Below are 12,579 nucleotides of genomic sequence, written 5' to 3'. Positions count from 1 at the left end.
GCCCGTCGGCCCGGACTACCAGGTGTAGTCCGGGTTGACGTGCATGCACTGCTTCTTGTCCGCGCCGTTGATGACCTGCGCCGAATCGGGAGTGGAGTCGTCCTCCTTCGGCGCGGTGTACTTCGTGCCCGAGCGCCAGTCGGCGCCGACCAGCAGGGTGATCCCGGAGACGTCCGTGGACTTCTTCACCGCGGACATCGGGACGCCGAGCACCTTGGCCACCCGCTGGGCGTCGCCCTCCAGATCGGCGCTCGGGTAGCGGATCACCGTCGTGGCCTCGCTCAGCGCGGCGGAACGATCCGCCACCGCCTGCGTGAACCCCTTGCCGACGAGGAGCTGGGCGACCGTGTTCGCCCGTCCGCCGACCGGCGCCAGGGTCTCGGACCGCGTACCGTTCTCCACCTGTACCGCGATCTTGTCGTCGGCCGCGGCCGGGTCCGTGCTCGCCTTCGCCGCGGTGGCCTTCTTCTTCTCGCCCTTGCCGTCCAGGGCGATGTCCTGGCGGATGAGCCGGAACAGCTTCGCCGCGTCCTCCGGCTTGGGCACCACCCGGCCACTGTCGGTCGAGGCGTACTGCCACGGCATGGTCGTCATGGTGATGCGTTTGGTGGGGACCTTCTTGAGCTCCTTGCTCAGGTCGTACAGCTTCGCCACCGTGCCGAGCCCGTTGTCGACCGTCAGGGCCTCGGTGGCCGTCTCGGCCAGGCTCTGCAGCTTGCTCGGGTTGCTCAGCGTGGCGTTCTCGCGCATCTGGCGGACCATCGCGTTCATGTACTGGTGCTGGGCCTTGGCCCGGGCTATGTCGGTGTTGTCCTCGAAGCCGTACCGGGTGCGCAGCCACTGCAGGGCCTGCACGCCCTTGACGTACGTGGTGCCCTTCTTCAGCTTCAGGCCCGAGCCGTGGCCGCTGCTGTCCTTGGAGTGGACGTTGGCGTCCACGCACACCGGTACGCCGCCGATCGCGTCCGCCATCGACACCACACCCGAGAAGTCGATCATCATGAAGTGGTCGATGTGGATGTCGGTGAGCTTCTCCCAGGTCGCGACCGTGCAGCCGGGGCCGCCGCGGCCCAGCGAGTCGTTGGTGATGTGCGACGTGAGGGACTCGTAGACCTTGCCGTTGTCGGGGTCCGTGCACTTGGGGATGTCCACCAGCGTGTCACGGGGCATGCTGACCACCGACATGTTGGTGCGGTCCGCCGAGAGGTGCAGCAGCATCTGGACGTCCGCGCGCGGCGCGGTGTTGAAGGTGTCCTTGGCGCCGCCGAGCTTCTGGTCCTCTTTGTTGTTCCGCCCGTCCGACCCGATCAGCAGGATGTTCAGCGGCTTCTGGCCGGCCGCGTTCGCCTGGGACGCCGCCGCCCGGTCCTTGGCGTCCCCGAGGTTCAGGGGGTCCTTCTTGATGTTGCCGTTCAGATGCTGGTAGTAGAGGTAGCCCGCTCCCGCGGTGCCGAGTATCACCACCGCCAGTACCGTCGCCGACCAGCGCAGCGCACGCCGTCTGCGCCGTGGTGGCGCCTCCTGCGCACCGCCCCCGCGTCTCCCCTCACCGTGCCCGCCCTGCCCGGCCGACGCGTTCGCCCCCTGCGGCTCGAGCGACATCGTGTCCTCCACCGCGGGAACCTTTCCGCGCATGCTGCTCCGTACCAACTCCCTGCCCCTCCCCACCCTGCGCCCTCACCCGGGTACCTACGTCCTTGCCCCTTGTCAGACGCACGAGGGGCCCTTTGGGTTACCTGCCGGGCGCACACCGCGTCATCCGCTGCGGACAACGCGCCCGGTTCCGTCCGGCCTCCCGGACCTGAGCGCGCCTCATCATTCTGCAGCCAGTCAGGAGACCGCCGTGCCTTCCCGACGGCAACCGAATGCCTCGGTTCCGGGTGCGACACGGTCCGTACGCGTCCGCGCACCGACCGGTGTCCGATCCGGCCGCGGACAGCCGTGTCGTACGGAACGGGCCTGTCCCGCGCCCTCTCGGACGCGGGACAGGCCCGTACGGTCCCCTCAGCGGCTCAGCCGGCGCACTTGACCTGGTTGGCCGTGGTCTTGTCGACGTCCGGAGCCTTGCCGGAGGCGGTGAAGGACACTCCCGCACCCTTGAAGTCCTTGCCCAGTGTCAGCGTCATGGCGGGCAGGCCCTGGGAGTTGATCACGCTCTTGCCGGGCTTCATCGCGGATCCGGACAGACCCAGGATGGCGGCCAGCCGGCGTGCCTGGGCCGCCTGGTCGGGCGCGTACTCGAGCGTGGTCCTGCTCAGTTGGGCGGGGGCGTTGCCCGCGTTCTCCGACTTGAGCACGCCCGCGTCGTTCTGCAGGTAGCTGAGTTCCGCCTGGGCGCTGCCGGCCGGGGCTCCGCCGTTGTAGATGCGCACCCGGACCTCGGAGGGGGCGGACTTGGTGCCCTTGAGGAGCGCGGCCTGAGCGTCCTTGGCCGCCTTCTGCTTCTTCTTCACGTCGGAGAAGGAGACGTCGCTCTTGATCGCGTCGAACACCTCGGGAGCCTTCGCCCCGTTGAGGACGACCGTCGTGTGCACCTTCTCCGCCGGGTTGTCGACCACCGGCACGGTGGTGAAGGTCAGGTTCTTCGGGTTGAGCTTGCCCAGCTCCAGCCCCAGGTCCTTCAGCTTGCCGATGCTGTCCAGCTGCGAGTCGACGGTCAGCGCCTTGGTGCCGGCCTCGGCCAGCTTCAGCATCTTCGTCGGGCTGGTGAGCGTCGAGTTGGAGCTCAGCTTGCGCATCAGCGCGCTGAGGAACTGCTGCTGCAGCCCGATCCGGCTCAGGTCGCCGCCGAACCCGACCGAGTGCCGCGTACGCACGAACGCAAGCGCCTGCTCGCCCGAGATGTTGTGCGAACCCTTGGGCAGGTTCAGGTGCGAGTCCTTGTCGTTGATGTCCTTCGCCAGGCAGACCTCGACCCCGCCGACCGCGGTGGTCAGCGTCTTGACCGCGTTGAAGTCGGCGACCATGAAGTCGTCGGGGGTGATCCCCGTCAGCTCGGTGACCGTGCGCGCGGTGCAGCTCGGCGTCCGGCCGTCCTGCCCGAGGCTGGTGTTGAAGCGGACGTTCTGGGTGCCCGGGATGACCTTGGTGCTGCCGTCGGCCTGCTTCGTCGGGCAGTCCGGCACGTTCACGATCAGGTCACGCGGGATGCTCAGCGCGGTGGCGTTCGACCGGTCCTTGGACACGTGCAGCAGGATGTTGGTGTCGGCGTGCCCGACGCTGCCCGCGTCGCCGTAGCCCTCGTTGCCCTTGCCGGTGCGCTTGTCGGTGCCGATCAGCAGGATGTTGATCGCCTGGTCCTTGCGGAAGCCACCGGTGCTCGCGCCGTCGTCGGAGACGGAGGTGATGTTGTCGTTGAGGTGCTTGATGTAGAGGTATCCGGCCGCGCTGACGGCGACCAGCACGAAAGCCATGCTGCCGCCGGTCCACAGCAGGACCTTCTTGGCCTTCGACTTCTTCTTCACCGGCCGGCGGTTGCGCCGCCCCGGCAGGGGCTCGGGCGGGCCGCCCCGGCGCCGGCGCTGCGCCGGGACCTCGGGCCCGGACATGTCCCGGCTGCTGAGGTCCGGCCCCGCGCGCCTGGGCGCGGCGGTCCTGCCGCGCGCCCCGCCTTCCCTCGCGCCGGCGCGGGGCGAGGCGGATCTGCGCGGCCCGGGTACCGTCGACTGCGGTGCGGAAGGAGCCAGTCGCAGTTCGTATTCGCCGGTGTTCGGATTGAGCACCCACTGGTCTGCGGGATCGATGTTGTCCGCCCGCCCACGTCCTTGCGCGTCCACGGTTGTCCGAATCCTCCGTTGGGGCCACGCGGCGCCTTTCCCCCCACCAGGCGCTCGGGTCTCGGTCAATCAGTGCACGACCCCAGGACAGACCTCGCGGCCGGGTGCACCGGATCGCTCACACTATCCGCCCAGTTCAGCGTGCAACGACGCTCGTGACAAATTCCACCTTCCTACAACTGGGCAATCCGTCGCATTCTCCTGAACACAAGTACGGCTTTGGCGGCCGCTTTACTCACAGCTGTCCTGGGCTGCGGTGTTCCCACGGAAGGTCGGGGTGGGAGAGGGGGCGTTCCGCCGGTCGTCGGAAGGGTCGTCAGGGCGGTCGTCGCCGCGTTCGCCGACGTGTGAATCCGGTGAGACTTCACGGGCCACCGCGACCGGCTGGTCCGTGCGCAGCCGTGCGAAGAGTTTCTCGGCGTCCGGTTCCACCAACTGGTCACGATTGGAGTTGTAAACGTACGACTCCCTCGGAACGGTCATGAATCGCATCTGGTCGGTGGGAATGTTCCGCAATCCGCGCACCAGTTGGTAGAGGCCGCCCAGGGACGCCAGTCCCGGGTCCGTGGTCAGCGAGGAGGTGGCCGCGTCCAGCACCGGGTAGAGCTTGACCGGGTTCAGCAGGACGTCGTCGCTGCGCACCTTGCTGACCAGCGCCCCGAGGAACCGCTGCTGACGACCCATCCGGTCGGTGTCGCTGCCGTCGCCCAGGGACTTGCGGGCCCGCACGTAGCCGAGCGCCTGCTCGCCGTCGAGTGTCACCTTGCCCGCCGGCAGCCGCAGCTTGGCGGCCTTGTCGTCGATGGGCCTGCTCAGGCACACCTCGACGCCGTCGACGGCGTCGACCATCTCCTTGAAGCCGCTGAAGTCGACGACGACATGGTGGTCGATCCGGACGTCCGTCAGCTTCTCCACCGTCCGGATGGTGCAGGCCGACCCGCCCACCTGGAACGCCTGGTTGAACATCGCGAACATGGGCTCGCTGCGACTGCCGTCCGTCCGGCGGCAGCTCGGTATGTCCACCATGAGGTCGCGCGGCAGGGACACGGCGGTGGCGCTGCGCCGGTCGGCGGCCAGGTGGAGCAGGATCGTGGTGTCGGACCGCTCACTGCCCAGGTCCCGCCCGTAGGCGTCGTTGCCGTCCCCGGAACGGGTGTCCGACCCGATCAGCAGGATGTTCTGCGCTGCGTGCACCAGTGCCGTGGGCCGCTCCCGCTCGTACCGGGCGAGCTCGGCGGCCGCCGCGTCGTCGGCCGTGATGTTGGCGCTCAGCTTCGCGTACACCGCCCAGCCGCCCCCCGCCGCCGCCAGGAGAAGGACCCCGGCGCCCAGGGCCGCCCCCTTCGCCCACCGCCGCCGGCGTCTGCGTATGAGCCCCTCGGCGGAGGCGGAGGCACCGGAAGGCGGGGTCCGTCCGGAGGGGCTGCCTGCGCTGTCGGTCACGGCCGGCCCCCTCATGGCGTACGAGCGTCATGTTCCTGGTTCTTACGACCATGACGTGAGGGGGAGGTCAGAGGGGGTTCTTGCTACTCCGAACGGGTGATAGCCGCACGCTCGCCCAGGGCCGGCCCGGCCGATTCCTAGTGGCGCGCGGCGGTCACCCGTTCGCTCTCGATCCGCCTGGCCAGAGCCTCCCCGTCCAGCCGTTCCAGATGCCGGCACAACACCACGGAGCCTCCGGCGGCCAACGGCGCGTACAGCCCCGCGCTCAGCCCCTCCCATGTGTCGTACGGCAGCCCGGACAGCAGCCGGGACCCGGGCCCCGTCAGGTCGAGCGACGGGGCGTCCCGGACCGCCCGCTCCACCACCTCCGCGCCCGTCAGCTCCGCTCCGGCGACGATCAGCGCCGGCTCCTCCGGGTCCACCGGCGCGAACGGAGCGAACCGGTCGCCCTGGCTCGGCACTTCCACGGCGTAGTCGACGAAGCCCTCCGGTGGCCGCGGGAACCGCCCGCCGAGCGGCCGCAGCGCGAGCGCCACCCGCTCGCCACGGCACGCGCGCGCCGCGTCCAGCGAGTCCGGCCCGCTCACCACGACATCGGCCGCGGCCGGGTCGCCGGACACGTCCGCGATCACGCCCACCGACGAACAGGCCAGCAGCCACACCGCCGTCTGCCAGTGGGCGGGCAGCAGCAGCGCGACCCGGTCGCCGGGGCCGGCGGCGAGGTCGCCCTGGAGGAGGTTGGCGGTCTTGGCCACCCAATTGGCGAAGGTGGCCACGGACAGTTCGACGCGTTCGCCCGTGGCGTCGTCGTAGAAGGTCACCAGGGGGCGTCCGGGATCGGCGGCGAGCGCGGATCCCAGCAGGTCGGCGGGGGTGCGGTCGGTGGCGTTCACCCGCGCAAGGGTACGCGGCGGCGGGGCCGGGGGCGGCGCGGCGGGGCCACCGGTTCGGCGGAACGCCAGCCGACGACCCGTCAGTTCCTGGATGGACAGATTTATATGACTATGTCCAAGATCAGGGGCATGCACGGATTCCTCACTTCCTCGATCGGCGTCTCCTCGGTCGGTGTCACGTGCGCGGCCGCCCTCACCCTGCCGCTCGCCACGCCCGCAGCCGCCGCTGAGGCGAGACCGGTACCGAGCTCGCAGCGGGCCGCGACCACCGCCACCCGAACCACCGAACGGACCGTCCCCGGCGACACCCGGTCCCTGCCCCTCAGGCCCCTGACCCGCGACCGCGCCGGCGGGGCGGCACCCGAACAGGGCCTGCGCCGCGACCGGGTGCGGCCCTTCTCGCTCCTCGGCGTCGTCTGGGACGACCCCGGCACCGAACTCCACGGCCGGGTCCAGGTCCGCACCCGCGCCGCCGGCACCGGCCGGTGGTCCGGCTGGCAGGACGTCGAGGCGCACAACGCCGACCACGGCGCCGACCCCGGCACGCCGGAGCGCACCTCCGGACGGGTGCGCGGTGGCACCGCACCGCTGTGGGTCGGCGACTCGGGCGGGGTCGACGTACGCGTCCGGGCGGACGAGGGCCGGGCCGGCGGCGCCCGCCCCCGGCTCCCCTCCGGTCTGCGCCTGGAACTCGTCACCCCCGGTGACGAGCCGCCGCCCGGCGGGCCCGAGGCCGACCCCCCGAGCACCGCCGGCCTGTCGGAGGCCGAGGCCGCCGCCTCCGCCGTCAACACCGACCTCGCACCCTTCGCCGCCACCGAGATCCCCGCTCTCGGCCGGGCGGACACCGAGATGCAGCTACTCGCCCTGCGCGGCGACCAGCTGACCGAGGCTCAGCGCAGCAAGCCGTACATCGGACCGCGCCCGCGCATCGTGACCCGGCGCGGCTGGGGCGCGGACGAATCACTGCGCGAGAAGGGGTTCGTCTACACCCAGAAGGTCAAGGCGGCGTTCGTCCACCACACCGCCACCGGAAACAACTACCGCTGCTCCCAGGCGCCGTCCGTCATCCGCAGCATCTACCGCTACCACGTCCGCAGCATGGGCTGGCGTGACATCGGCTACAACTTCCTCATCGACAAGTGCGGAACCATCTACGAGGGCCGCGCCGGGGGAGTGTCCAAGGCGGTCCGCGGCGCGCACACCCTCGGCTTCAACGAGAGCAGCATGGGCATCGCCGTGATCGGCGCCTACGGCTCGAGCAAGCCGTCCTCCGCCGCGGTCAAGGCCGTCGCCGGACTCACCGCCTGGAAGCTCGGGCTCTACGGAGTCAATCCCCGCGCGAAGACATATCTGAAGTCGGGCGGTGGCAATCTCTACCCAAAGGGGAAGAACGTACGACTCAATGTGATCTCCGGACATCGGGACGGATACGCCACCGACTGCCCAGGCAAACGGCTCTACGCCAAGCTCGGCTCGGCCCGTTCCACCGCGGCACGCTACCAGGGGCGCTGAGGGGGGGAGAGGACGCTCGATCGCCGGGGCCCGGCCGGGGCGGATCCGCCGCCGGTGTCGCGGGACATCGCGCGGCCGTCGAGGGCGCCGTCACACGGTCTGCTTACCACGGTCTGCATACACTGGCCGGCCGAAACACAGTTGCCGGTCCCGGCAGGAAGCAGAGACGACAGGTGACAGAAGCGATCCTCCTGGTCGGCGGCAGAGGCACCCGGCTGCGCCCGCTCACGGTGCACACGCCCAAGCCCATGGTCCCGGCGGCCGGGGTCCCGTTCCTCACCCACCAGCTGGCCCGGGCCAGGGCGGCGGGCGTGGAGCACATCGTGCTCGCGACGAGCTATCTGGCCGAGGTCTTCGAGCCGTACTTCGGCGACGGCGCCGAGCTGGGCCTCCACATCGAGTACGTCACCGAGGAGGAGCCCCTCGGCACCGGCGGAGCCATCCGCAACGTCGCCGCGCGCCTGCACTCCGGCCCCGACGAGCCGGTGCTGATCTTCAACGGCGACATCCTGACCGGACTGGACATCGGGGCGCTGGTGCGCACGCACGAGGAGACGTCGGCGGACGTGTCCCTGCACCTCACCAAGGTGACCGACCCCCGCGCCTACGGTCTGGTCCCCACCGACGACACCGGCCGTGTGCTCGCCTTCCTGGAGAAGCCGCAGACCCCGGAGGAGATCGTCACCGACCAGATCAACGCCGGGGCGTACGTCTTCCGCCGCTCGGTCATCGACACGATCCCGGCCGGACGGCCGGTGTCGGTGGAACGGGAGACGTTCCCGGACCTGCTGGCGGCGGGCGCCCATCTGCAGGGCATGGTGGACTCCACTTACTGGCTCGACCTCGGTACGCCCGCCGCCTTCGTCCGCGGCTCGGCCGACCTGGTCCTCGGGCGGGCACCGTCCCCGGCCGTCCCCGGCCGCTGCGGCGACCGTCTGATCCTGCCGACCGCCACGGTGGCGTCCGACGCCAAGCTGACCGGCGGCACCGTGGTGGGGGAGGGCGCGTTCGTCGCCGAGGGGGCCCGGGTGTCCGGCAGCACCATCCTGCCCGGCGCCGTCATCGAACCCGGCGCCGTCATCACCGACTCCCTCATCGGGGTCCGCGCCCGCGTCGGCGAACGCTCCGTCCTCACCGGCACGGTGATCGGCGACGGCGCGGTCGTCGGCCCCGACAACGAGCTCCGCGAGGGGGTCCGGGTGTGGTGCGACGCGCGGATCCCGGCGGGGGCGGTGCGGTTCTCCTCGGACCAGTAGCCGAGGCGGGTCGTGACATCGGCGTCGAGGAAGGCGCGCGCGTAGACGCCTGCTTATGCGACCGAGCGTTGTGGCCATGGCCGTCGCCACCGCGCCACTGTTGACTGAGCACATGACCGACACACACGGCACCGGAACGACCCTGATCGTCGGCGGCACCGGCAAGACCGGGCGGCGGGTCGCGGAGCGACTGACCGCCCGCGGCCTGCCGGTGCGCGTCGGCTCCCGCTCGGGCGAGCCGCCGTTCGACTGGCAGGACCCCGGCAGCTGGGAGCCGGCGCTCGACGGAGTCACCGCCGTCTACGTCACCTACCACCCGGACCTGGCCTTCCCCGGAGCCGCCGCGGCGGTCGGCGCCCTCTCCGAACTGGCCGTCCGGCAGGGCGCGCGCCGACTCGTACTGCTCTCCGGGCGCGGCGAGGAGGGCGCGGTGAACAGCGAGAACCGGCTCAAGGCCGCGGGCGCGGACTGGACCGTCGTACGGGCCAACTGGTTCGACCAGAACTTCAGTGAGAGCTTCTTCCTCGAGCCGGTGCTGGCCGGGGAACTGGCGCTGCCGACCGCGGACGCCGTGGAACCCTTCGTCGACGCCGACGACATCGCGGACGTGGTGGCCGCCGCCCTCACCGACGACCGTCACGTCGGCCGGACCTACGAACTGTCGGGCCCCCGGCTGCTGAGCTTCCACGACGTGGCCGCCGAACTGTCCGAAGCCACCGGCCGCGAGATCGGGTACACCCCGGTCTCCCTCGACGACTACCGCCTGACGCTGCGGCAGCACGGCCTGCCGGTCGAGTTCGCCGACCTCTTCGGTCTCCTCCTCGACGGGCGCAACGCCAGTGTCACGCATGGCGTGCGGGAAGCTCTCGGACGGGAGCCCGTGGACTTCGCCGAGTACGCCGGCAAGGCCGCCGCCACCGGCGTCTGGACGGTCTGACACCTCCCGCGTACCCGCCCTCGGACTGCGACAGGTCATCACATGGACGCTCTGGCAGGCCTTCTGGAAGGCCTGAAGGCACGCGGCTCCTTCCTGCTCAAGTCGGTCTTCCGGCCCCCGTGGTCGCTGCGCGTCGAGGACCGCGCCCCGGTGTCCCTCGTCACCATGATCCGCGGCGACGCCTGGGTGCTGCCCGACGACGGCACACCGGTGCTGCTGAGGCCGGGGGACCTGGCCGTGCTGCACGGCCCCGACCCGTACACCCTCGCCGACGGCCGGGACACTCCGGTGCGCGTCGTCGTGGGCCCCGACCAGCGGTGCACGACGGTCGACGGCACCGACCTGACCGACTCGATGGCGCTCGGCGTGCGCACCTGGGGGGAGGCCGGCGGAGCGGACACGTCCGTCATGCTCAGCGGCACCTACCAGGCCCCGGGCGCGGTCGGCCGCCGTCTGCTGGACGCCCTCCCCGCCCTCCTGGTACGCGCCGCCCCGGGTGCCGACGACCCGTTGGTCCGTCTGCTCGCGCAGGAGATCACCCGCGACGAACCGGGGCAGGACCTCGTCCTCGACCGGCTGCTGGACCTGCTCCTCGTCAGCGTTCTGCGGGACTGGCTCGGCCGACGGGAGAACGGCGTTCCCGCCTGGTACCGCGCGCAGTCCGATCCGGTCGTCGGCCCTGCCCTGTCCCTCCTCCACGACAACCCGGCGCGCCCCTGGACGGTGGAGTCACTGGCCCGCAAGGTCGGTGTCTCCCGGGCGGCCCTGGCCCGCCGCTTCACCGCGGCCGTGGGGGAACCTCCGATGGCGTATCTGGCCCAGTGGCGTCTCACCCTCGCCGCGGACCTGCTCCACGAGCCGGACACGACCCTGACCAAGGTGGCCCGCCAGGTCGGCTACGGCAGCGCGTTCGCGCTCAGCTCGGCCTTCAAACGAGTGCGCGGCGTGAGCCCCCAGGAACACCGGGCGACGGGCGGGACGGCACCCGAGCGCTTCCCGGCGCCACCGCCCAGGACGGTCGTCCTGGGCCCATCCGACTGAGAAAGCGACCGGACGATGTCGAACAACCCGTTACGCCGTATCGGCGCGGACCCAGGCTTGCTGCTCGTGGTGGCATGCACCGCCATGGGACTCCTGGCCGGCCTCTTCTTCGCCTACGACCTGTCGGTCATGCCCGGGCTGTCCCGTCTGGACGACGCCGCCTATCTCACCGCGATGCGGAACTTCAACGACGAGATCGACAACAGCGGCCCGTTCGCGCTCGTCTTCATGGGCGCCCTGGTGGTCACCGTGTGGGCCGCGGTCGCCGCGTACCGGCGGGAGCGCGGGGCCGCGGCCCTGTGGGCAGCCGCTGCCGGAGTGCTCTATCTGGCCGTACTGGTGATCACCGTCACGGTGAACCTTCCCCTGAACAACGAACTCGCCGGTCTGGGCGACCCGGCCAAGGCCGCGGACCACTCGCTCGTCGCGAGGTTCAAAGGGGTCTGGTCGACGGCCAACGTCATACGCACCGTGCTCACCACCGGCGCTGTGGCCTGCCTGGCGCAGGCGCTGAGGCGGCACGGCCGGACCGGCACCGCGGCCGTGTGGCGGGGCTGACGCCCGGCCGTGCGGCGGGGCCGGCGTTCACAGCCGGCCGATGTCACCGACGGGCATCCGCGGAGCCCGCCGCGGTGGCACCCGCCCGCTCAGCAGGATCAGCCGGGCCGCCCGGTGCCGCTGGCCCGCGTAAGGCTCCAGCAGCTCCAGCATCACGGCGTCGTCCGCGTCGCGGTCCGCGGCCAGCGCCCATCCGATGATCCCCGGCAGATGCAGGTCCCCGACCGTCACCGCATCCGCCGCCCCGTGACTGCGCTGCACGGTCTCGGCGGACGTCCACGGTCCGATCCCCGGCACCACCTCCAGCCGGGCCTGGGCGAGTGCCGGCTCCATCCCGGCCGCCTCCTCCAGCCGCGCGGCGACCCGTACGGCCCGCAGGATCGTCGACGCCCGCTTGTTGTCGACCCCGGCCCGGTGCCACTCCCAGGACGGGATCAGCGCCCACGCCCGCGGTTCCGGCATCACGTACATCCGTCCGGGCGCGGGCCCCGGCGCCGGCTCCCCGAACTTCCGCACCAGCAACCGCCACGCCCGGTAGGCCTCGACGGTCGTGACCTTCTGCTCCAGGACCGACGGGATCAACGACTCCAGCACCAGCCCGGTCCGCGTCAGCCTGAGCCCGGGCCGCCGATGCCGGGCCATCGCCACCACCCGGTGCCGGGGCGCGAACACGGAGGGATCGTCGTCGGCGCCGAGCAGTTGCGGCAACCGCTCCAGCAGCCACTCGGCCCCCGGTCCCCACGCCTGGCCGCGCACCTCGCCGCCACGCGCGGACACCCGCAACGTCCCAGGCCCGGCGGGGGTCCGGCTGGCCCGCCACACCGACCCGTCGGGCGCCGCGTGGAAGGTGGGGTCCCCGGGGCCGCGCCTGAGCGGCCCGAGCACCAGCCCGAGATCGAGCGGACCGTCCGGCACCCAGGTCCGCCACCGCCCCGGTCCGGCGGCCTGCCGGGGGATACCGGCGGGCGCGGGGACATCCCCGCCGCGCACGGTGGTGCGCGTGGGTCGCGGTGCGAAACGTCCTGCCACGATCGAGATCCCTGGGGCGCCGGAGTGGTGCTACGAGACTAAGGGGTCCTTGCACTATGCCCGCCCGGGTCGCGCGGCCTGGCACCGCACCTCGCCGCGTTGCCGAAAAGCCCTGGTAGCTCCTCCCCCAC

10 protein-coding genes are annotated in these 12,579 nt (G+C 71.5%); 5 read left to right on the top strand and 5 right to left on the bottom strand.

Features of this window, described 5'->3' with window-relative positions:
* Positions 1 to 15 precede the first annotated feature (15 nt).
* The 4 genes from ACWC21_RS20715 to ACWC21_RS20700 all read right to left on the bottom strand — a co-directional run bounded on the left by ACWC21_RS20715 (position 16) and on the right by ACWC21_RS20700 (position 6,112).
* Positions 16 to 1,635 carry an LCP family protein gene (locus ACWC21_RS20715; RefSeq protein WP_450883833.1) on the bottom strand — a complete coding sequence of 540 codons (1,620 nt, stop codon included), beginning with the start codon at positions 1,633 to 1,635 and terminating at the stop codon, positions 16 to 18.
* A gap of 377 nt (positions 1,636 to 2,012) precedes the next feature.
* Positions 2,013 to 3,776, bottom strand: a complete 1,764-nt coding sequence (locus ACWC21_RS20710; RefSeq protein ID WP_450883832.1) for an LCP family glycopolymer transferase — start codon at positions 3,774 to 3,776, stop codon at positions 2,013 to 2,015.
* A 231-nt stretch (positions 3,777 to 4,007) separates the two neighbouring features.
* Positions 4,008 to 5,219 (bottom strand): LCP family protein, encoded by a 1,212-nt coding sequence (locus ACWC21_RS20705; protein ID WP_450883830.1) that lies wholly within the window; start codon positions 5,217 to 5,219, stop codon positions 4,008 to 4,010.
* Between the two features lie 137 nt (positions 5,220 to 5,356).
* The gene (locus tag ACWC21_RS20700; RefSeq protein WP_450883828.1) at positions 5,357 to 6,112 is read right to left on the bottom strand and encodes a TIGR03089 family protein; all 756 of its coding nucleotides are present in this window, start codon (positions 6,110 to 6,112) and stop codon (positions 5,357 to 5,359) included.
* 111 nt (positions 6,113 to 6,223) lie between these two features.
* Between ACWC21_RS20700 and ACWC21_RS20695 the strand changes: the two genes are divergently transcribed.
* The 5 genes from ACWC21_RS20695 to ACWC21_RS20675 all read left to right on the top strand — a co-directional run bounded on the left by ACWC21_RS20695 (position 6,224) and on the right by ACWC21_RS20675 (position 11,419).
* Entirely contained in the window at positions 6,224 to 7,627 is a 1,404-nt protein-coding gene (locus tag ACWC21_RS20695) for a peptidoglycan recognition protein family protein (RefSeq protein ID WP_450884073.1), read from the top strand.
* A 173-nt stretch (positions 7,628 to 7,800) separates the two neighbouring features.
* Positions 7,801 to 8,883, top strand: coding sequence for a sugar phosphate nucleotidyltransferase (locus ACWC21_RS20690; protein WP_450883826.1), 1,083 nt, complete (start codon positions 7,801 to 7,803; stop codon positions 8,881 to 8,883).
* Between the two features lie 112 nt (positions 8,884 to 8,995).
* Positions 8,996 to 9,820 (top strand): NAD(P)H-binding protein, encoded by an 825-nt coding sequence (locus ACWC21_RS20685; RefSeq protein ID WP_450883824.1) that lies wholly within the window; start codon positions 8,996 to 8,998, stop codon positions 9,818 to 9,820.
* Positions 9,821 to 9,862: 42 nt separating this feature from the next.
* Complete coding sequence (locus ACWC21_RS20680) at positions 9,863 to 10,861, top strand: AraC family transcriptional regulator (protein WP_450883822.1); 999 nt, start codon at positions 9,863 to 9,865, stop codon at positions 10,859 to 10,861.
* A gap of 84 nt (positions 10,862 to 10,945) precedes the next feature.
* On the top strand, positions 10,946 to 11,419 hold the full coding sequence (locus ACWC21_RS20675) for an anthrone oxygenase family protein (RefSeq protein ID WP_450883821.1): 474 nt from the start codon (positions 10,946 to 10,948) through the stop codon (positions 11,417 to 11,419).
* A gap of 27 nt (positions 11,420 to 11,446) precedes the next feature.
* On the opposite strand, the gene ACWC21_RS20670 is transcribed toward ACWC21_RS20675, so the two are convergent.
* Entirely contained in the window at positions 11,447 to 12,448 is a 1,002-nt protein-coding gene (locus ACWC21_RS20670) for a DNA-3-methyladenine glycosylase family protein (RefSeq protein WP_450883819.1), read from the bottom strand.
* Positions 12,449 to 12,579: the final 131 nt, after the last annotated feature.

The organism is Streptomyces sp. NPDC001348 (genome assembly GCF_053597535.1).
This window is presented reverse-complemented; position numbering and strand designations above follow the sequence as displayed.

Bases quoted from the DNA above. Each gene is read 5' to 3' on its own strand.
- ACWC21_RS20695 (WP_450884073.1), top strand. From the start codon at position 6,224: ATGTCCAAGATCAGGGGCATGCACGGATTCCTCACTTCCTCGATCGGC.
- ACWC21_RS20685 (WP_450883824.1), top strand. From the start codon at position 8,996: ATGACCGACACACACGGCACCGGAACGACCCTGATCGTCGGCGGCACC.
- ACWC21_RS20675 (WP_450883821.1), top strand. From the start codon at position 10,946: ATGGGACTCCTGGCCGGCCTCTTCTTCGCCTACGACCTGTCGGTCATG.
- ACWC21_RS20715 (WP_450883833.1), bottom strand. From the start codon at position 1,635: ATGCGCGGAAAGGTTCCCGCGGTGGAGGACACGATGTCGCTCGAGCCG.
- ACWC21_RS20680 (WP_450883822.1), top strand. From the start codon at position 9,863: ATGGACGCTCTGGCAGGCCTTCTGGAAGGCCTGAAGGCACGCGGCTCC.